Source organism: Rhizobium sophoriradicis (genome assembly GCF_025200795.1).
Taxonomy (GTDB): Bacteria; Pseudomonadota; Alphaproteobacteria; order Rhizobiales; family Rhizobiaceae; genus Rhizobium; species Rhizobium sophoriradicis.
Window position 1 is genome coordinate 687735 of the sequence record NZ_CP104152.1, and the last position, 19042, is coordinate 706776.

Annotated in this window: 22 protein-coding genes and 1 tRNA gene; 12 read left to right on the top strand and 11 right to left on the bottom strand. The window is 62.4% G+C overall.

What is annotated here, in order from left to right; translation table 11 throughout:
* Positions 1 to 53 precede the first annotated feature (53 nt).
* On the bottom strand, positions 54 to 1985 hold the full coding sequence (locus N2597_RS03280; RefSeq protein ID WP_183599115.1) for an adenylate/guanylate cyclase domain-containing protein: 1932 nt from the start codon (positions 1983 to 1985) through the stop codon (positions 54 to 56).
* 363 nt (positions 1986 to 2348) lie between these two features.
* Positions 2349 to 2756 carry a hypothetical protein gene (locus tag N2597_RS03285; protein WP_010055906.1) on the bottom strand — a complete coding sequence of 136 codons (408 nt, stop codon included), beginning with the start codon at positions 2754 to 2756 and terminating at the stop codon, positions 2349 to 2351.
* Between the two features lie 262 nt (positions 2757 to 3018).
* Here N2597_RS03285 and N2597_RS03290 point away from each other — a divergent pair.
* The 3 genes from N2597_RS03290 (at position 3019) to N2597_RS03300 (ending at position 4443) form a co-directional block, all read left to right on the top strand.
* Positions 3019 to 3095: transfer RNA gene (locus N2597_RS03290), tRNA-Pro, on the top strand.
* A 212-nt stretch (positions 3096 to 3307) separates the two neighbouring features.
* On the top strand, positions 3308 to 4015 hold the full coding sequence (locus N2597_RS03295; protein ID WP_183599113.1) for a hypothetical protein: 708 nt from the start codon (positions 3308 to 3310) through the stop codon (positions 4013 to 4015).
* Between the two features lie 188 nt (positions 4016 to 4203).
* The gene (locus tag N2597_RS03300; protein WP_037143872.1) at positions 4204 to 4443 is read left to right on the top strand and encodes a DUF982 domain-containing protein; all 240 of its coding nucleotides are present in this window, start codon (positions 4204 to 4206) and stop codon (positions 4441 to 4443) included.
* Positions 4444 to 4456: 13 nt separating this feature from the next.
* Here N2597_RS03300 and N2597_RS03305 read toward each other — a convergent pair whose 3' ends face one another.
* The 4 genes from N2597_RS03305 to N2597_RS03320 form a co-directional block, all read right to left on the bottom strand.
* Positions 4457 to 4906, bottom strand: a complete 450-nt coding sequence (locus N2597_RS03305) for a type II toxin-antitoxin system VapC family toxin (RefSeq protein ID WP_183599111.1) — start codon at positions 4904 to 4906, stop codon at positions 4457 to 4459.
* On the bottom strand, positions 4903 to 5154 hold the full coding sequence (locus tag N2597_RS03310; RefSeq protein ID WP_038692314.1) for a type II toxin-antitoxin system Phd/YefM family antitoxin: 252 nt from the start codon (positions 5152 to 5154) through the stop codon (positions 4903 to 4905). The genes N2597_RS03305 and N2597_RS03310 overlap by 4 nt, the downstream gene beginning before the upstream one ends.
* Before the next feature lie 255 nt (positions 5155 to 5409).
* On the bottom strand, positions 5410 to 5673 hold the full coding sequence (locus tag N2597_RS03315; RefSeq protein WP_009995067.1) for a hypothetical protein: 264 nt from the start codon (positions 5671 to 5673) through the stop codon (positions 5410 to 5412).
* Positions 5674 to 6467: 794 nt separating this feature from the next.
* Positions 6468 to 7115: a S24 family peptidase gene (locus N2597_RS03320; RefSeq protein WP_183599109.1), complete on the bottom strand. Its 648-nt coding sequence runs from the start codon at positions 7113 to 7115 to the stop codon at positions 6468 to 6470.
* An 83-nt stretch (positions 7116 to 7198) separates the two neighbouring features.
* On the opposite strand from N2597_RS03320, the gene N2597_RS03325 reads away from it, so the two are divergent.
* From N2597_RS03325 to N2597_RS03360, 8 genes are all read left to right on the top strand, one after another.
* Complete coding sequence (locus N2597_RS03325; protein WP_096762549.1) at positions 7199 to 7432, top strand: hypothetical protein; 234 nt, start codon at positions 7199 to 7201, stop codon at positions 7430 to 7432.
* A 224-nt stretch (positions 7433 to 7656) separates the two neighbouring features.
* Positions 7657 to 7923 (top strand): hypothetical protein, encoded by a 267-nt coding sequence (locus N2597_RS03330; RefSeq protein WP_106797226.1) that lies wholly within the window; start codon positions 7657 to 7659, stop codon positions 7921 to 7923.
* 24 nt (positions 7924 to 7947) lie between these two features.
* The gene (locus N2597_RS03335) at positions 7948 to 8316 is read left to right on the top strand and encodes a hypothetical protein (protein WP_183599105.1); all 369 of its coding nucleotides are present in this window, start codon (positions 7948 to 7950) and stop codon (positions 8314 to 8316) included.
* A complete protein-coding gene (locus N2597_RS03340; protein ID WP_086156097.1) occupies positions 8282 to 8680 on the top strand; it encodes a hypothetical protein in 399 nt (132 codons plus the stop codon). Before N2597_RS03335 ends, N2597_RS03340 begins: the two co-directional genes overlap by 35 nt.
* On the top strand, positions 8677 to 8967 hold the full coding sequence (locus N2597_RS03345) for a GcrA family cell cycle regulator (protein WP_086156098.1): 291 nt from the start codon (positions 8677 to 8679) through the stop codon (positions 8965 to 8967). Before N2597_RS03340 ends, N2597_RS03345 begins: the two co-directional genes overlap by 4 nt.
* Positions 8964 to 9161 carry a response regulator transcription factor gene (locus N2597_RS03350; protein WP_009988213.1) on the top strand — a complete coding sequence of 66 codons (198 nt, stop codon included), beginning with the start codon at positions 8964 to 8966 and terminating at the stop codon, positions 9159 to 9161. The genes N2597_RS03345 and N2597_RS03350 overlap by 4 nt, the downstream gene beginning before the upstream one ends.
* Before the next feature lie 12 nt (positions 9162 to 9173).
* Positions 9174 to 9767: a hypothetical protein gene (locus N2597_RS03355; RefSeq protein WP_096762544.1), complete on the top strand. Its 594-nt coding sequence runs from the start codon at positions 9174 to 9176 to the stop codon at positions 9765 to 9767.
* 514 nt (positions 9768 to 10281) lie between these two features.
* Positions 10282 to 10737 carry a DUF2231 domain-containing protein gene (locus N2597_RS03360; RefSeq protein ID WP_086156100.1) on the top strand — a complete coding sequence of 152 codons (456 nt, stop codon included), beginning with the start codon at positions 10282 to 10284 and terminating at the stop codon, positions 10735 to 10737.
* A gap of 300 nt (positions 10738 to 11037) precedes the next feature.
* On the opposite strand, the gene N2597_RS03365 is transcribed toward N2597_RS03360, so the two are convergent.
* Positions 11038 to 11361 carry a hypothetical protein gene (locus N2597_RS03365; protein WP_086156101.1) on the bottom strand — a complete coding sequence of 108 codons (324 nt, stop codon included), beginning with the start codon at positions 11359 to 11361 and terminating at the stop codon, positions 11038 to 11040.
* Positions 11362 to 11498: 137 nt separating this feature from the next.
* On the opposite strand from N2597_RS03365, the gene N2597_RS03370 reads away from it, so the two are divergent.
* Positions 11499 to 13073, top strand: a complete 1575-nt coding sequence (locus N2597_RS03370) for a carboxylesterase/lipase family protein (protein ID WP_183599103.1) — start codon at positions 11499 to 11501, stop codon at positions 13071 to 13073.
* Between the two features lie 48 nt (positions 13074 to 13121).
* Here the strand turns inward: N2597_RS03370 and N2597_RS03375 are convergent, their stop codons facing one another.
* From N2597_RS03375 to N2597_RS03390, 4 genes are all read right to left on the bottom strand, one after another.
* Positions 13122 to 13817 carry a class I SAM-dependent methyltransferase gene (locus N2597_RS03375; protein ID WP_183599101.1) on the bottom strand — a complete coding sequence of 232 codons (696 nt, stop codon included), beginning with the start codon at positions 13815 to 13817 and terminating at the stop codon, positions 13122 to 13124.
* Positions 13818 to 14019: 202 nt separating this feature from the next.
* Entirely contained in the window at positions 14020 to 15003 is a 984-nt protein-coding gene (locus N2597_RS03380) for a carbon-nitrogen hydrolase family protein (protein ID WP_183599171.1), read from the bottom strand.
* 906 nt (positions 15004 to 15909) lie between these two features.
* Positions 15910 to 17223: an HlyD family type I secretion periplasmic adaptor subunit gene (locus N2597_RS03385; RefSeq protein ID WP_086156104.1), complete on the bottom strand. Its 1314-nt coding sequence runs from the start codon at positions 17221 to 17223 to the stop codon at positions 15910 to 15912.
* A 15-nt stretch (positions 17224 to 17238) separates the two neighbouring features.
* Positions 17239 to 18990, bottom strand: coding sequence for a type I secretion system permease/ATPase (locus N2597_RS03390; RefSeq protein ID WP_086156105.1), 1752 nt, complete (start codon positions 18988 to 18990; stop codon positions 17239 to 17241).
* Between the last annotated feature and the right edge of the window lie 52 nt (positions 18991 to 19042).

A 19042-nucleotide genomic window follows, 5' to 3' on the forward strand; every position in this document is an offset into this window, starting at 1 on the left:
TCTTATGCAGCAACAGCCACCAGCGGCTCGCAAGCGGGTTGCACAGCGCTATTCTATGGTTGGCGGGGAGGGTTGGTCTTCTCCGCCTCGCATTCCGGCAGTCGCACGGGTTTGGCGAGTTTCGCCAGCGCCTCGGGCTTGGCGCATGCCGGGAAGCCGGCGAGCGGCATCGTCTCTATGAAGCGGTTGCGCTCGATTGTGCTGAGGCCGGGTTCGTTGATCATGCTCTCGACGGTCACGTCCGGGTGCTGCTTCAGAGCTTCCATGGCTGAAGCTTTGGCCTCATCGGTTCGCCCGAGTGCCGCAAGTGCGCTGCTGCGGACTACCCAGGCCCACCTTTGGTAGTTGTTGGGCGTCATACGATCCAGCATCGTCACCGCGTCCTGATGCCGCCCGGCCATGAAATAGGCCGGTGCGAAGAAGTTGGATGCCCACATCGGATAGTTCGGGTCGAGCCGCATGACCTTGTCGACCATTTGAGCGCCGCGTTCCGGCTCGTTAAAGCGGGCGGCAAAGCCGCTGTAAAACGTCAAGATCTCGGACGAGCCCGGCGCCAGGCGAAGGGCGGTGTCGAATTCCGACTTGGCACGGCCCATGTCGCCCTTGTCGGCAAGGCTCATGGCAAACACAACGTGGGCTTCAGCATCGCGCGGATCAAGGCGCACCGCGCGTTCGGCCGCATCGGCAGCCGCCTTGCGGTTGCCCTCGTAATCGACGCCAAACACGCCCAATATTTGATGAGCGTGGTAAAGTTCGACCCAGCCCCGTGCCAGCCCCGGGTCCAGCTCGACGGCGCGGCTGAGAAAGGTGACGGCCTCCTCCAAATCGGCCTTGGTGAAATTTTCAATCTTCTCGGTACCGAGAAGATAATAATCATAGGCATTCAGGTTTTCAGGCCTTTTGCGTTTGGCTGCAGCCCGCCCGGCCTCCTGAATCAGTCCCATGCCGCCGCCGAGGCGGTTGGCGACCTGCTCTGCGATTTCGGTCTGAACAGCGAACACGTCCTCAGCGGGCCGGTCCCAATTCTCCGACCAAAGATGGCGGCCGGTTTTGGCATCGATCAACTGCGCCGTGATCCTTACCCGGCCGCTCTGCCGCTGGATCGAGCCTTCCATGACGAAGCCGACATGGAGCGCACTTGCGACCTGGCGGGCATCCACCGGCTTGCCTCTATAGGCTTCCGTCGAATTGCGCGCCACCACCTCGAATTCGGGAAATCGTGCGAGGTCGGTGATGACGTCCTCGGTCAGGCCATCGGCCAGACGCCCGCTCGCTTCGTCGCCGCCGTAATTGTTGAAGGGCAGCACCGCCACCGACGGCTTGCCGCTCAGAGGTTCCGGCTGGAGGAACCACCAGGCGGCCCCGCCGCCTGCCAGAGCCAAGGCGACGATCGCCGCCGCAACCGTTTTGGCCGAGCGCGATCTCATTGCGAGAAACGGGCGATGCGCCCGTTTGCCGTCGAGCCTCAGCCGATACATCCGCACCGGGCGGCTGATGTTCCTGACCTGCTGCTCGCCGGCGAAATCGAGCGGCCAGTCGAGTTTGCCCTGGAGATGATCATATGCCGTGCCCGACACCATGACGCCCCCCGGATCAGCCAAATGCTCCAGCCGCGCGGCGACATTCACCCCATCTCCATAGAGATCGCCATCCACCAGGGCGACGTCGCCGAGATTGATCCCGACGCGGAACACGATACGCTCAGCTTCGGGCAGGTCGGCATTGCGTGCCGCCACGCTCTTCTGAAACTCCGCGGCGCAGGCAACTGCATCAACCACGCTGTCGAAGGCGACGAGCGTGCCGTCGCCCATCAGCTTGATGACGGTGCCATGGCGCTCGGAGATGGCGGGATTGATCAGTTCGGCGCGGATGGCCTTCAGTCGCCTGATGGTGCCGGCCTCATCGGCCTCCATCGCCCGGGAGTAACCGACCATGTCCGCCGCCAGGATCGCGAGCAGCTTCCGATCGAGTGCGAGGGTGCTCATCATCGTTGCCTTGCATGAACATGCAACAGTGTCGGCAGTCTACACCCGAGGAAGCGCCGCAACCAGCATATCGCCAAAACGGCATGTCCGCTTGCGGCGGAAAATGGCCACGAACTGGCTTCGGCCTCGGCAAATCTCGGGTCGAACCGGACAGGACAAGCTCAAAAACGAGGAAAGGGGGATGGCTGAGCTTATTGTGGCTCGAGGCGGCACTCGGGCCGCCTGCTGCTCGAACAGGATGATTTTAGGCCCGGTTGGCCTAAAATCTGAATCCTGTTCTATATTAAAGAGTTAGAGCATGATGTCGTCCGAAAACCGCTCACACTTTTCGGCATCATGCTCTCATCCCATACGAACCGCCCGTTACTTCTGTTCAGGCGCCAGGAACTCCGCGCAATAGGACGGGCCGTTGACACCCGGAATATCGGCGACAGTGCGGATGTCGCGGATCGTATAGTCGGAATTGGTGGTGATTTCGGCCTGGCAGCGCAGATAGGCGGTGCGGGCGGCGGCGATCTGCTTGCCGCGCTTGCCATCGGCGCCTTCAGCATATTTGGCCGGAATGCGCACGGTCTTGTAGCCGCCGCGCCAGGTATAGATGGTGCTCGCACCTTCCTCGCGGTCGCTGATCGGCGGCCCGTAGGCGGCAAAGAAGATGCCGGCCGATTTGCCGACCCAGCGGGCCTCGATCGGATTGCCGGCGGAAGGAATGGTCGTGCATCCGGCAAGCGCAATGGCAAGCCCGGCCGCGGTGATGGTGCGGAGTTTCATCGTGTCGTCCCTGATCTCTGACGCATTGGCCGCGAAGCCGCCGTCGCGGCGGTTTCGCCTGTCCCGCCGAGCCCTTTAGCGCGGAACCCGGCAAAAGAAAATTGCCGCTTTCGCACTTCCGATTAATTTGCCCGGGGTGTGTCTTTTTGCTGCAGCAGCTCCTTCCGGCCTCTGTCATCAACCCGTCAAAAATTCCCTCGGATTTTTGAAATTTGGCGCTTGTGCAAGCAGATAGGCTGTTCTATAGAAGCGCCGCTGGTCACGGAGTGTAGCGCAGTCTGGTAGCGCACCACGTTCGGGACGTGGGGGTCGAGTGTTCGAATCACTCCACTCCGACCAGCTAGAAACCCCGCTCCGGCGGGGTTTTTCGTTTCCGCTGATATTCTCTCGAAATCTCAAGGTAGCGCTTGTGTCCTTCCAGGATCCGAAAATATCGATCCTGACGCACATTGCATGCCGACCAGGCCGATCGGTCTGTGACGGCCCGCGGATTCGACTTGATGGCGAATTCGGCCGCGGGTAGCATTCCCACAACCGGGGGGATGAGAATATTGGGTTTCATAAAGCGCTGGAACGACCGTTGGAAATGGGAAACATCTGTTCTGGGGCAGGCGCTTGCTGAGCATACCCAGAAGTTCTTCAATGAAACGATCCTGTCGGGGCTGCCTCAAGATCGGAAGGATCGCGTGATTGGCGATTTCTACGAGCGGCTCGCCGCCATGGCGCAGTCTCCGGCTGGCTTCCTCGATCTGCGCAAGTCTCTCGCCGGATGGGTCGCCGACTATGCCAAATATCAGGTGCTGTGCCTGACCGAGTCCGAGAAGGCCGTCGCCTCCTACCGCGAAAATCAATATGTCTCCGGCGAGCTGTATCATCACATCCGCGCCGCCGCCGCGGAAAACGACTATCTCGCCCAGATCATACGGTCGGATAGGAATGTTGCCGATCGCGAGCTGATTTCGCTCGCCAACACGGAATGCGCTCGGGCACTTTACTACGCCAACGGCTTCAACATGGTCCGCATCGAGACGGGGGACAGGAGCAAGCCGGATTGGTACAAGCCCTTCGTCGAAGCGATGCTCGTCTACTACGAAGACAATGTCAGGACATCAATCAAGCTTCCGCAGTTGCTGCCCGAAAACAGGTTTGGAGTCCTCTACTCCGGATTCTTCAATCTGGTGTTCAACGGCGAGGAAGATCCGTTCTTCACATGGGCACGGGCGTGCCCGGGTTACTATCTGGCATCAGGCGCGCCATAGGCGCCACCAGCCCGGCCTTTTCCATGGTTATAACTTTCCTGCAGAAAAGTTAAAATGGCGCGCGATTCGCACCGCATCGCACTGCATCAGCGCTGGCCGACTCAGCTTTCTGCGTCGCGCTTTCCGAATCAACCGGAACGAGTCTCAAAGTGATTCGTTGAGTCGCGTTCCGTGTGAGATACTGGGCCATGAGCAGGCGGCGAAGCTTCAAACCGGTGAAGATCACCATCAATGGCAAAACCCGGACGGTCTATAATGTCGTTCAGGCCGGCAATATGCTGCTGAGCGAATGGCCGGAGCAGACGCCGGCGGCCAAGGCTGCCGAGTTGCTTGTGCTTGACGTCTTCAACGATGCCGCCGGGCCCGAGCAGGTGCGCCGCGCCTTTATAACGGCGGCCAAGGCGAGCGACATCAAGTTCAGTTCATGAACGGTTTAGCCGATCACGCCAGCCGGAAAGCGGCCGGAAGATCGACGGGCACATCAAGCGGCTGGAAATGCCGCAGATTTTCGGTGACGACGGTGAGGTCATAGGCCCGCGCCGTCGCCGCAATGATGAGATCGCCGAGGCCGGGATGACAGCCCTTGCTTTCCGCCTCATCTTCCAGAGCGCCGGCGACCCGCGCGACGACGGTATCCATCGGTAATATCCGATCCCCGAATGTGTCGGTGACGACATCAAGCCATTCCGCAAGCCGTTTTGCCCGCTCGATTCCGCCGCGGCGGTGAAGGCTGCGCATTCCCTTCTCGATCTCCGCCACGGATAGAGCCGAGAGGAAGAGAGCCTCGGCTTGTCCCTGATCGTGGAACCATCTCCGCACCGGATCGGACGGCGGCGCCTTGCCCGGCGCGAACTTCGAAATGATATTCGTGTCGAGAAGGTAAGCCGTCACAGATCGATGTCCCTCATTTTTGAGGGGTTTCGCTCCAGTTCGACGCCGCCCGGGAAGGTCAGCAGGAAATCCCCGAAATTCGGCCGCGGTTTGTTCAAGGCCTTCTTCGCAGCCTCGGCCGCTTCGACCGACACCAGCACGGCGGCGGGTTTGCCATGGCGGGTGATCGTCACGAATTCGCCGTTTGCGGCTTCGTCCACCAGGCTGGCGAAACCGGCCTTTGCCTCTGCCACGCTGATTGTCGACATGACGCTCTCCCGATTGATGTGACCATTTATGGTCATAATAGGTTTGCGGACGTTGGAATCAAGGGAAATACCCATCCAGGCGGCCGAAACGATCGCTGCGAGGACGCCGAAGGCGATGCAGGTGAGGGCCTGGATCCGCCAGGAGACGAAGGTGAGCGGCGCCGGGGTGGCGGGCTTTTCCACGCAATGACCGGGCGGGCAGGAGCAGCCGGAAAAGGCCTTGATGATGCAATCGGCCGACATCTCCGTCCTCCCTCAGGCGTAGAGCTGATCGCGGTCGGTGATGCCCATGATCTCGCGGGCATAGCGGTAATGCGTTTCGACGCTGGCGGTGGCGCCGCGCAGCCAGGACGGACCGCGAACCGAATGTTCGGGGCGGCTGAGATAGGCAAAGCCGAGGGCGCCCATGCGCTGGGCTTCGTTCGCCATATAGGCGGCGCAGTCGTCGAGCCCGCGGGCGGCATTCCAGCGGGCGTCCCTGAGGCTCTGCTCGGTCTCGATCTTGCGGAAATGCTGCATTGCTTTGCCCTCTCATGCTGGCTGATGGCAGGTGAGGTCAAGGTATATATAATACCTCTACGCGTCAACAGATAGGGATATAAAAAATACCTCACATGTTGACGGGGTACGAATCATAGGCGTATGGGTGGGTGCAGTGATTGGGCGACCGGGTGCAACTCCCGAGCTGACGAAGCCCAGCGGCGTGGGAAGCGAAAGTCCTTAAGTGCGCTGTCAGAAAATCAGGACGAGGGCGAAGCGAATGGCCCCTCTGGCACGTGTCCCATCCCGGCTCCGGCCTTCAGGACATGGCCAATGCTCCCCCGGCTTCATGGGCTCTGCTCATGGGGTAGGGGGAAGCTTTGGCCGGAACCCTCCCTCACCAGCCTTCAGGAACGGGAAAGAGATGGAAGAGAGAAGGAGGAAAGAGAGATCAGGATACCACGCGCGGGCGGCGGCGGTGACCGAGCTCGGAGGCGCGTCGCGGTCTTTCAGTTTCGATGCTTACGCTCGAAAGCTGGGTGCCAGGCGGGCCGGTGTCGCAAGCGCGCCGCAGGGCTTTGCGCGCGGTGATTTGAAGCGCCGGCGAGACGCCCGATGCGCTTCGATCTTCGCGGCTCCTTCAATGCAGCATCGCCTGCGCGGCGCCGAAAGCGATGAGCAGCACGGGAAGGCTCACGATATAGAACCAAGCTCCGCCGGCGTGTGAGGAAGGGCGTCATCTTGATTCTTTTTCGCAAGAGATTGGCATTTTGCTGGAATTATTAGTTCTATGTCCCGGGATAAATTATGCTTTTCGAGAAAAGCTGGGACCCTCACATCTCGATCACCGAGCGGCGGACGCGGCCGATGATGGTGACGGCGCCCTGGAATTCCGGCGGCGGCACATCCTCGTAGGAGGCGGGCTGGAAAGGCGGATTGTCGTTCGGGCGGTAGCGCTTGTAGGTCGCAGCCCCGGTCTCGTCGGCGACGACATAAAGCGCGTTCGGGGCCAGGCGCTTATCGCGGCGGTTGACGAAAATGATCGAGCCCGGCGGCGAGATCTTGTTCATCGAATTGCCCTCGACCTCGAGCGCGATCCAGTCGCCGTCCGGCAGATCGAGGGCGGCGACCGTCGGGAATTCCGAGAAGTCGGTGATCGGCGCCTGCTCGGTCAGCTGGCCTGCGCTGACCCAGGAGATCTTCGGCACGTCGGCGACGGAGACCGGCCGCTCTTCCGGATCGAGCGCGTCGCCGGTTCCGAACTGCAGCCAGTTGAGATTGACCTTGAAGGCCTTGGCATATTTCTTCGCGTCGGCGATGCCGAAGCCGTTGCGGCCCGACTCATGCGCCTTGTAGACATTGGCGTTCCAGCCGAACCGATCGACGATCGCCTTCGGCCCCGCAAAGCCGGCGTTCTTCCTGGCCATGACCAGACGCTTTGCGCGTTCTTCGCGCTCAAAATGTTCCTGATCTTTCAACATGATATAAATTATACCCTAAAAAAAGGTACATGTAATCCCCTAAGTCGCTTGACGTGCGAGGTATTTTACGTACCCTTATCGCCATGACACAAGCACATATCATCAACAACCGGCCCCGGCTTTCGGGCTTCGCCAATCATCGGGGCGCCCGCTACACCGGCTGCCCGAGCTGCGGCAGGGCGCTGTCGATCGCCGAGGTGATCGAGCGCCATTGCGAAAATTGCGGCCGGCAGACCAATCCGGAAGAGATGCGGCAGACGACGATCTTGCCCTCTTCCTTGCCGATCACCAGATCCGACAGCCTCACTCCTCCCTGACGGCTATCGGTCGCCGGCGTCGCTGCCCTCCCTCGGCGACGCCGGCATCTCCAGGACGCGACTCGTCGCGGCCATAGGGCAACAGCCCTGAGACGACGACCGGAGCCTTGCTCCCGCAACAGAGCCGGCTCCTGTTGTCAGCAGCGAACTCGAAAAATGAAGCACGGCCAAGGCCCTCTTTGCCGGGAGCATCCGGCCGTGTCCGAGGGAAAGAGGATCACGCGATGAGCATCGCCCCAGCCTGTCAGGGCACATACATGAACGCCCTCGAGCTCTTCCGCACCGGCCGCGACTATATCGAAATCTCAGCCATTCTTGGCCTGTCGGTGCCGGCCGTGGAAATGGAGATCCACCGGCTGCGTAGCGCCGAGAAGGGCGACACCGCCCAGGAGGATTACGCCGCCGGCAGGGTCCGGCGGTTTGCCGGCCCCGCCGCCCGGCCGGGCGCTGCAGTCAATTTCGCCGGCGGCCGGCGTCGGCTGCCGGTCTGAGTGGGCGAGCGGAAAGGGATGCGCATGGAAAGGGAAACGATGGACAAGGACATCATGGAGATCCTCAGCCCGGTGCTGGGGCAGGAGCTGGCGGCGGCGATCATCGAGCATCGCAGCCGCACCCTGAAGAAGCCGCTGACGGCTTACGCGGCGAAGATCCAGGTCAAGGAATATCTGAAGACCGGCAATCCGGTCGAGGCCGCCGAGATGCAGATCCTGCGCGGCTGGCGGGCGATCAAATCGGATTGGTATTTCAATGAGAAGGCGAGGGAAGCGGGATCGGGTGATGCAAACAGGGGCAGAAGGACATTGGTCGATGCCGCACGAGATTTCCTCTCCGGTGACGATCATAGCGGGGATGCTTTCGGGCTTTCCGGTCTCCGCCGGCATTGATCCCGACATGCAGATCCGCGCCTATCTCGTCGCCATCGACGGCATTCCGGCCGAGGCGGTCTGGCGCGCCGCCAAGCTGTTCCTCGCCGGAAAGGTGAGGGATCACAACCGCGCCTTCGCCCCCAGTGCCGCGAGCTTTGCCGAACTGGCCCGCCAGCAGCAGGCGGTGATGACAAGGGAAAGCCGGCCGCCGATCGAAGTGCGGCCGGAACCGTCGCAGCCGAAGGTCGCGGCCTACAAGATGCAGCTGCTGAGACAGGCGGCGAACGGCAGCCTGAACGCCAGGCGGCAGCTCGCCAGCATGTTTCCCGACAACCCGGTCATCGCAAGGGCCGCACGAGACGCACAGGAGACGATGGGATGAGAGAGCTGTTCTGGACCGAAGACAAGATCGCCGAGGCGCAGAAATTCTGGCAGGCGGGCTTTTCGGCACGAGAGATCGCTGAGCTGTTCGGCTCGAAGAAGAACACCGTCATCAACATGGCGCACCGCAACCGCGACCGGTTTCCCTCGCGCCAGCTGGCGCCCAGGCCGCCTGACGCTGAGGTGTCCGCGCCGACCCGCCATCCCGACCGGGTGACGCGGGTGACGCTCTCAGGCGCCCATGTGACGATGCCGCGCGTGCCGACCATCGACGGGCCGGCGCCATGAGCGCCGTCACCCCGCGCGAGCTCGAAATCATCGGCTGGATGGCGGCAGGCAAGACCGCCGCCGAGATCGGCGCCATCCTCGGCATCTCGCCGATTACCGTCAACACCCACATTTCAAACGCCAAGGCGAAACTCAGCGTCTTCAAGGAGACCGCCCTGGTCGCCGCAGCGCTCCGAAACGGCATCATTCGATAGGAAGGAATTTCCATGGGCGGCAAGGCCACCAAGGTGAAGACACAGCGGGTAAACAAAGGCGCCGGCCGGCCGCGCAAGGCGAATGTCGAGCGTTTCCCCTGCGGCAAGATCAAGCCCTTCGAGACCGAGAAGGACAATGTCAGTGTCGCGGTCGCCGCCCGCCGCCGCATCCACGGCTTCAGCAGGACGGTTGATGACGAGACGGTCAGGAGCCCCTATGCCGGCTACACGCTCGGCCGCATGTTCCTCGACGGCGTCATCACCGACGAACAACGCCAGGCCGGCGACGACTATGCCGAAGCCATGGCCCGCTACCACAAGACCACGGGCATCCCGGCCCCGAGCCCGAGGGCCCAATCGCTCTTTGCCGTCAAGGGCCATGAAGGTGAGGTGACCGAAAGCCTCGCCGACCGCGCCCGCAAGGCCAGCAACCGGATGATGGCGCTGCAGGCGATCCTGCTTGCCTGCGAGGACGGCCCGCAGGTGAGGAGCACGGTCTATAATGTCGCGGTGATGGACTACGACCATCTGCGCCACATGCCGCCGCAGCAAGTGCTGTGGCTGCGGCGAGGGCTGATCGCGCTGCGGAAATCAAGGGGTGGGTGAAGCTTGTTGCGGCAGAGCTCACCCCCTCCGTCGTCCTCAGATTGGCCCCTCACCCTAGCCCTCTCCCCGTTCTGACGGGGAGAGGGGACGTGCCTTGCAAGAGGCTGGAGAGAGACCGAGAGGTTGCGGCATGTCCCCTTCTCCCCGCGGGCGGGGAGAAGGTGGCGGCAGCCGGATGAGGGGCAGCCCTCGCCGATCTCCAGGCCGGGCTTGTCGACTGCGGCCACGGTTTTCGGGCTCAAGGTCCGGAACGGCGGAGCGCGGGAAGGGCCATCGGCAAGAGGCGCAACGACGCCGCTGCTATTCCCTCAACCACCGCTGGATTTGCCACGGAGCCCACCCCCTCCTCCGTCGTCCTCGGGCTCGACCCGAGGACCCATCGTCGACTGCGGCGATAGATTCCCCAATGCCTGGGATGACAAAGAGTGGGCGCCTCCGCACCCGCGACAGGCCGGGAACCGACGATGCCTTCGATTGTTAGGAAGCGCACAACTGAAACCGTCGGAGGCAGCAGATGAACCCGAAAAGCACGTTGAGCATTGCCGGCCATCCGATTCATCCGATGTTGATCCCGTTCCCGGTCGCCTTCTTCGCCGGAACGCTGGTCACCGACATCATTCACAGCCAATCCGACAATCCGTTCTGGCCGGCGGCGTCGAACTGGATGCTCGCAGCCGGCCTCGTCATGGCGGCACTGGCAGCGCTCGCCGGACTGACCGATTTTTTGGGGGATGCCCGCATCCGCGCCTTGCGGGATGCCTGGCTCCACATGATCGGCAATGTCGTCGTCGTTCTGATCGAAGCCGTCAGCCTTTGGCGCCGGCTCGTCCAGGGCCCGGATTTCATCGTGCCGACCGGGCTGGTTCTGTCTCTGCTCGCCGTTGCGCTTCTTTTGTTCAACGGCTGGAAAGGCTGGGAAATGGTCTACCGCCACCGGGTCGGCGTCAGCGAAGAGACCGACATCCGCTGAGGTGAGGCAGAGGGCATGTGATCGGCCGAGCGGCTGATGGGCAACTTCCTTGCTGCCTTTGCCGCGCTCCCACGCAAACATCTGCGCCGATGCCGCCGCAGCTGCCTTGGCTGCGGCAAGGTCCAGGTGCGGCGGAGAGGGTTGAGGGCCTGGTTTTTAGCGGGGCGGGCCGCACAGAGTATCGAAGTGCATGGCTGTGTTATCAGCACCTCCGCACGGCCCACCATACTTACGATTGGCGGAGCTTCTTGTTCCCGCTCCGACGGAATATTCTGATCAGCCGCATCGATAGTCTCCGCTCTATGCCCCGGGGAATGCAAAGGCGATTTCATATTCGGGATAGGCCATACCCAAGATAACGACGGTGATTTCATTCAGGCTTTCGTTGAAATCTTCGATCGCGACGCCTTTGCACCGGATAGGACCGAACTCTGCTGAATGTGCGGAAAGCTGGGCAACGCCAGCAATATCCTTGTAGTCACCGTCAACTACAAAAGCATGAAAGCTCGGATCGTACTCTGGTGTCGGATCAAACCGTCCCCCTGCAACGCCCATGGACGGGTCGATCGGAGCGAGATTGCAATGCCCGATTACCTTTCCGTTGTTCAGAATGTCGACTCTCATCGCTCTTCCTTATGCCTTCACCGCCGAGAAGAAAAGGAACCGCGGGGTCACGCTGCGGTCGGACGAACTCTTTTCGTTGCCGCTCTACGAGAGTAATTTGCACTCAAACTGTCTCAACTTTGCGGTGGAGAGTGGCGGTGTTTATGGACGGCCGTCGCAAGTTCCTGCTCCTTTTAGTCGTCGCATCGTGTCAGATGGGGTTCGCGCCAAGATCAGGTGCGGCGGACGATATCGTGACGATCGACAGCGGAATGCTGAAGGGTGAGAGGTCGGGCACGGTCGTCAGCTTCAAGGGCATACCCTATGCGGCGCCACCGGTTGGTGATCTCAGATGGCGCAATCCGAGACCCGCGGAGGAATGGAGCGGCATCAGGGATGCCCGCGATTTCGGTCCGTCCTGCATGCAGACCGACGACCTGCCGAAGTCAGAGGATTGTTTGACCCTCAATGTCTGGACCCCCGCCAAGCGGCCGCCGACACCGATGCCGGTGATGGTTTGGATTTCCGGCGACGCTCTTGTCCATGGAAACACCGCTCAGTATCCCGGTGCCCAGCTGGCCGCCCGGAAAGTCGTGTTCGTCAGCATGAACTACCGCATGGGGCGATTGGGTTATTTTGCCCATCCGGCGCTGATGAAGGAATCCCCTGACGAGCCGGTCGGCAACTATGGTTATATGGATCAGCTGGCCGCCCTGAAATGGGTCCGGCAGAATATCGATGCCTTCGGCGGTGATCCGAAGAAAGTGACGATATTCGGACAGTCGGCCGGTGGCGGCTCGGTGATGGCGCATATGATATCGCCATTGTCACTGGGGCTTTTCCGGGGCGCCATTCTGCAATCACCGGGCCTGCCGACGGCGCGTGCTGAGATCACGCCCTTGTCACCTTTGAAGGAAGCAGAAAAAACCGCCTTGGACTATGCGGCTTCTCTCAGAATCCACGGCAGCGATGCCGACGCTCTCACCGCCCTTCGGGCGCTGCCTGCGGAAAAGCTGACCGAGGGTGCATCGGCGCAGGAGGTGCTGGCGGGAATGGCGACAGGCAAGCCCGTCATCGGCATCTCAGGCCCGATGATTGACGGACGGTTTTTGCTCGAAACGCCGGAAGCGGCTTTTGCGGCAAGCCGTCAGGCGCCGGTTCCGGTTATTATCGGGGCCAATGATCGCGGTCTCGGTCTCGGTCAGGCAGCGACGAAAGACGATCTCTTCGCGCTGTTCGGAAGCCGTGCCGCCGAAGCCCGCAGCCTCTACGATCCCAGCGGCCAGCAGAGCCTCGATGAACTGAAGCAGCAGGTTCTGGCCGACAGAACGCTTGTCGAGCCATCCCGCCACCTCGCTGACGAGATCGCCCGCACCGGGCAGCCGACATGGTGGTATCGTTTTTCCTATGTCGCCGAGGCCTTACGCGATGATCCGACATGGAAAGGCGCTCCGCACGGCGCCGAAATTCCCTATATTTTCGACATGCCAAACGCGCTGGTGAAAGACGGAGTGACGCCAGCCGACTGGGCCATGGCCACATTGGCGAGTGCTTACTGGATGGGGTTTGCTGCGAATGGTGACCCCAATGGAGGCTCACGGCCCAAATGGCCCAACCACAACGCCGCCGTCGACAGGGTGGTCGACTTCACCAATCTCGGCGTGAAGGTAGGAGCCGATCCGCTGAAGCTCCGGCTCGACCTCTGGCAAAGCCATTGGGAGGAGAAGAAGTGACGGCCCGATGCACAGGGCGAGGCAGGGATAGTGCCGTCATCCATATCGTCATGCCTTCACCACCGAGAAGAACAGGAACCGCGGCGCAGTCGTCAGGCTCTGATAGGCTTTGGGAAAAAGCGTGGCAGCTTGAGGATCGGGCTTGGGCTCGCTGACGGTATCGATGTGAAAGCCGGCCGATTTCAGTGCGTCGAACATGGCATGCAGCGGCCGATGCCAGAAGCGCATGGCGATCTCCTGTCCGCCGCGCTGCCAGGTCTCGTCGAAACTGTAGGTCTCGAAATAATTGTCGTGGCCGCTCGACGGGTGATCCATGAAGGGGTGGTGGGTGGAAAAGACCAGCCGGCCGCCTTGCGGCAGCAGCCGGTTGAATTCCGCGAGCGGCCTCGACCAGTCCGGCAGATAATGCATGACAAGCGAGGCGAGGATCAGGTCGAATGCCTGATTTTCGAACGGCAAGGCCTCGTTCAGATCCGCCGACAACAGGCGGGCGCGCCCTTCCAGGCGCCGCTCTGCGCTCTCGAGCATGCCGGCGCTGGCATCGATCCCGGTGACGACGGCGCCTCGCTCGACGAGCGCCGCCGCATGCGCCCCGCCGCCGCATCCCGCATCGAGCACCGAAAGCCCGGCGACTTCGCCAACCAGGGACAGGATTGCCGGACGCTCGTAATAGGCATTCCAGGCGTTCGCTTCATTATCGGCGTCATAGGCCGCCGCGAAGGCATCATAATCATTCTCGGCCATATTTGCTTTTCCAGAGATCGTCTGAAGACTCTCTTTGCTAAACTGGCAAGCGGGTAAGGGGCGGACACTGCCATTTTTGCGAGCGCCGCTGCAAAAAGGCAAGTCACCAGGAGATACCAGCTCGCTCGTCCAGGTCGCCAAGCCTGCCGAGACGAGGCCGGTGGTGTGATCAGCGGGCGCGCACCGCTGATCAATCTTGTTGTCAGAACAGATTGCGGCTATCGCTCCTTGGATCACCTTCGACATGGTGTGGCGCGTAAAGGTCAGCACGAGCCTTCCGCCGCCACGGTCTTGCAGGATGCTCCGGATCGGTCCGTATGTCCGCGACGGCAATCCCGGCTTCGCCATTCGTGGGGCACAGCGCAGCCCATTGACCATCCGGGGCAGCTATCCCTGCGGGAGCAACGATGCTCTGCGGCGCATGCGCTGAAAAACTGACCCAGTATGAATTGCTTGCAGCGTGGCCGAGTGCTTCGGCGGCGAAGGCCGATGATGGTCTCTCGCCTGAGGTGGAGAACAGAACGCAATCGACATCATGCCGCTCATACTCGATGAAAATTTCCGGATAGTGCACCTCCATGCCGAGCGAGCAACCGAAGCGAAACCCGTCTACCGCGAATGTCACCGGAATTTTCCCCGGTGAATACATGTAGGAGATCTTCGTATTCGACAGCAGTCGCTCGTCGTAGCGGGTCACCAGTTCGCCGCGCTCGGAAATGACGTAGAGGCTGTTATGCGGCCGGTTCGGCGCGGTAAGCTGGTGCACGGAGCCAAAGACCGTCCATAGTTTTAGCTGGCACGCAAGCTTTCTGGTCGCCTCCACCTCCTCGCGAAGAACGCCCCACTGGCAGCGGGTCCAATCGGACGGACCGATCTCCCGGGGGCCGTTCTCGGACATGATGCGCTTGTTGGGGAAGCAGGTGGCGCCTTCCGGAAAGTGGATGAGGCGAGCGCCTGCCTTATGGGCTTCCTTCATCAGATGGCGCATCTCCGCTCCGGCGGAATGAAGCGCCGAAATGTCACGGGGATCATCGAACACGGAGGTTTGCGCTACAGCCATCCGCATCGAACCGATCGAGGGATTGTCCTCAGGCTTGCGAATGTGTTGGAGAGCGGCGGTGTAGGATTCGCCGGTTTTGGCTGCGCGGGCACGTATACGGCGTTTAAGATTTCCGTTTCGGGTCATCGTGTGGCCTTTCACGTCCCGGACGCAGTTCCCCAGCAACCCGCCCGAAACGATCGGACCAAGACAGCGGCCTGAGACTGAAGTCCCTTTGCCTCCGTTGAAGACCATGCTGGGGAAGGTCCAGGAGGTTAGGCGATAGGCCACGCCGCAGTCAGAATGTCGGCCCGACCCCGATTCGTCAACATGTCGCAATGTCTGGTATCCGCGCGAAGCGATGCGGCCATCAATCCGCCGAAACTGTTCAGACCGCTCCCGTGGCCGACCTCGTCCCTCGAGGCCCTTGCAGGGCACCTCAGGATGAGGTCGGAGAGAGGGCGCGGCCCCCTCTAACCTCCCTCATCCTGAGGCGCGCAGGCCAAAGGCCGGAGCCTCGAAGGACATGCTCCAACGCTGCTCCTTGCACTCATCATCAACGGCGGTGGCCGACCTCGTCCTTCGAGGCCCCTGCGGGGCACCTCAGGATGAGGTCGGAGAGAGGGCGCGGCCCCCTCCAACCTCCCTCATCCTGAGGCGCGCAGGCCAAAGGCCGGAGCCTCGAAGGACACGCTCCTGCGCTGCTCCTTGCACTCATCATCAACGCCGGTGGCCGACCTCGTCCTTCGAGGCCCCTGCGGGGCACCTCAGGATGAGGTCGGAGAGAGGGCGCGCGGCATCCTCCAACCTCCCTCATCCTGGGATGAAGTCGGAGAGAGGGCGCGGCACGCTCCAGCCTCCCTCATCCTGAGGCGCGCAGGCCAGAGGCCGGAGCCTCGAGGGACATGCTCCAACGCCGCTCCTTGCATCAGAATCGAATCAGCTCCGGCGGGGCTGGACGATCTGAAGACGACTACCTTCAGCTGCCGGAGTGGGTCGCTCATGTCAGGAGGGTCGCCGCGAGGCCGCAAGGCAGATGCGCCTTAGGACGCCCTATTCATCCCGGAAGGCTCGCGTGAGCTGGTCGGTGAGCGGTTTGACCAGATAGGATAGCGCGGTACGCTCGCTGGTCTGGATGAAGGCTTCGGCCGGCATGCCCGGCAGCAGCGTCAGGCCATCCAGCTTCTGCAGTTCTTCCGGCGGCACCGCTATGCGCACGAGGTAATAGGAAAGCCCGCTGCGCTGGTCGGTGGTGAGGTCGGCGGCGATGAGGCTTACATGGCCATTCAGCTCCGGCGTGGTGCGCTGGTTGAAGGCCGACATGCGCAGCACCGCCCGCTGGCCGATCTGCAGTTGATCGATGTCCTTCGGCGCGAGCCGCACTTCCAGCGCCAGGCTGTCATTTTCCGGCACGATCAGCATGATCGGATCGGCGGGCGTCAGGACGCCGCCGATCGTATGCGCCTGGAGCGAATGGACGATGCCGGACTGCGGAGCAACGATGTCGGTACGCTTCAGCTCGTCCTCGGCGGCAATCTTGCGCTCGACATATTCGCCGATCTGCGCCTGCGTGTCGCGCAGTTCCCGTCCGACCTCGGCCTTCAGATCCTGATCGACCTGGAGAATCTGCAGGTTCGTCTCGGTGATGCGGCCGGCAGCCTGCGCCTGGGCGGCGATCTGCTCGCCGCGGTCACCGCCGAAGGTGGCGCGCTGGGTCTTGAGGCTGTTGAGCCGCTGGTCCGATACCGCACCCTGCATGCGCAGCGAGGTGAGGGAGGCGATTTCCCTGTCGAGCACCTCGATGCCCTCGCTATAGGCGATCTCCTGCGCCTTCACGCCCTCGATCTCGTGCTGGTACTGAAGAATGCGTTCGCGCAATTGCGCCGTCTTGCTTCGCAGCGCCTCGCGGCGGATGGCGAAGAGCCGTTCTTCTCCGCGCAGGATCGCGACGATTTCGGGATCGTCGCTTCGAGCGAGCAGGCTGTCAGGGAAGACGATCGCCGGCAGGTCGTCGCGTTCGGCTCCGAGCCGCGCGAAGCGCGCCTGGAATTCATCCAGCCGCCGTGTGACGATCGCCAGATTGGCGCGCGTCGCCGTGGCGTCGAGCCTGAGCACTACGTCGCCGGCTTTCACCTCCGAGCCCTCGTGAACCAGGATTTCGCCAACCACGCCGCCGGTCGGATGCTGAACCTTCTTGACATAGGAGTCGACCACGAAACTGCCGGAGGCCACCGCGGCGCCGGCAAGGTTCGTCGACGATGCCCAGCCGCCAACGCCGATGACAAGGCCGCCACACATCACCAAGCTGGCGAGCAAGTGCCGGCGAATGGAAGCGGAAAGGCCGCCGTCCCTGTCAATCCCGGTCATGGATGTCCCCCATCATCATTTTGTTTCAAGCGCTCCAAGCTGTCTGCGCGCCGTATTCGTCTGGAGCCTGTTGCCGGCCTCTGCACGGCCCCTTGCGGCGGAGGCCGGAGCAGGAGCCACCTGCAGAACCTTGGACAGCACCTCGTCTTTCGGACCGAAGGCGCGCTGGCGGCCAGCCTCCATCATCAGCACCTTGTCGACGACGCTGATCGCGCTCGGCCGGTGCGCGACGACGATGGCGATGCCGCCGCGCTCGCGCACCGAGACGATGGCCCTGACCACGGCTGCCTCGCCCTCGGCGTCGAGGTTGGCGTTCGGCTCGTCCATCACCACGAGGAAGGGATCGCCGTAAAGCGCGCGGGCGATGCCGAGACGCTGGCGCTGACCGGCCGACAGCGCCGAGCCGCCTTCGCCGATGCGGGTCTCATAGCCCTTCCCGAAGGAAAGGATCAATTCGTGCGCGCCCGCCGCTTTCGCCGCTGCCACGATCGCCTCCGGATCGGGATCCTCCTCGAAGCGGGCGATGTTCTCGGCGATGCTGCCGTCGAACAGTTCGACGCCCTGCGGCAGATAGCCGATATGGCGGCCAAGCGCCTCCCTGTCCCAATGGTCGAGGCTCGCCCCGTCAAGGCGGACATTCCCGGCCGCCGGCGCCCATGCCCCGACCAGCACCCTTGCGAGGCTCGACTTGCCGGAGCCGGACGGCCCGATGATGCCGAGTGCGGTTCCGCGCTGCATGACAAAGCCGACGCCGGCGACATTCGGCCTGCGTTCGCCGGGGGGAATGATGGTGAGCTCTTCGGCGCGCAGTTCCCGCACCGGCTTCGGCAGCGGCAAGGCGCTCGGTTGTTCCGGCACCGTCTTCAGCATGTCCTGCAGCCGGGCCCAGCTCTGCCGCGCCATAAGGAAGGGCTTCCAGTTGGCGATAGCGAGATCGACCGGGGCAAGCGCACGGCCCATCATGATCGAAGCGGCGATCATCACGCCGGGCGTCGCGACCTGATCGATGACCAGCCATGCGCCAACGCCGAGCATCGTCGATTGCAGGATGGCGCGCAACGCCTTGGCAAGGCCGCCAAGGCCGCCCGTGACATCGCCCGCCCGGCGGTTCGCCTTGAGATAATCGGAATTGGCTTTCTGCCAGCGCGCGCCGATCCGGCGCGAAAGACCCATCGCATGGACGACCTCGGCATTGCGGCGAGCGGCTTCCATCAGCCCGTTGCGGGCCATGTTGTGGGCCGTCGCCTCCTTGATTGCCTTCTGCGAAAGCATGTTCGTCAGCAGCGTCAGCGACACCAGCACGATCGCCCCGGCAAGCGCTGTCATGCCGAGCCAGAAATGGAAGATGAAGCAGATGGCGAGATAGAGCGGGATCCACGGAAGGTCGAAGAGCGCCGTCGGGCCGGCGCCCGACAGGAAGCCGCGCACATTATCGAGATCGCGCAGCGGCTGCAGGCCGTCGCCGGGCATGCGGGCGATGAGCGGCAGGCGCGTCACCGCCGCATGCACCCGGTCGGACAGGTCCCGGTCGAAGCGCTCGCCGATGCGCAGCAGGATGCGCTGGCGAAGGATGTCGAGCGCCGCCTGAAAACCGTAAAGCCAGAGCGCGAGAACACCGAAGCCGACCAGCGTCGGAACGCTTCCGCTCGCCAGAACCCGGTCGTAGATCTGCAGCATGAACAGCGGCGAGGTCAGCGCCAGCAGGTTGATGACGAAGCTCGCGGCAACAAGACCGCCGAAAACACTGAGGTTCAGGAAAGCAAACATGATACTTCTTCTTTCAAGTACCGCAGGCGGCTTTTACCCGTGCTTCCGTCAT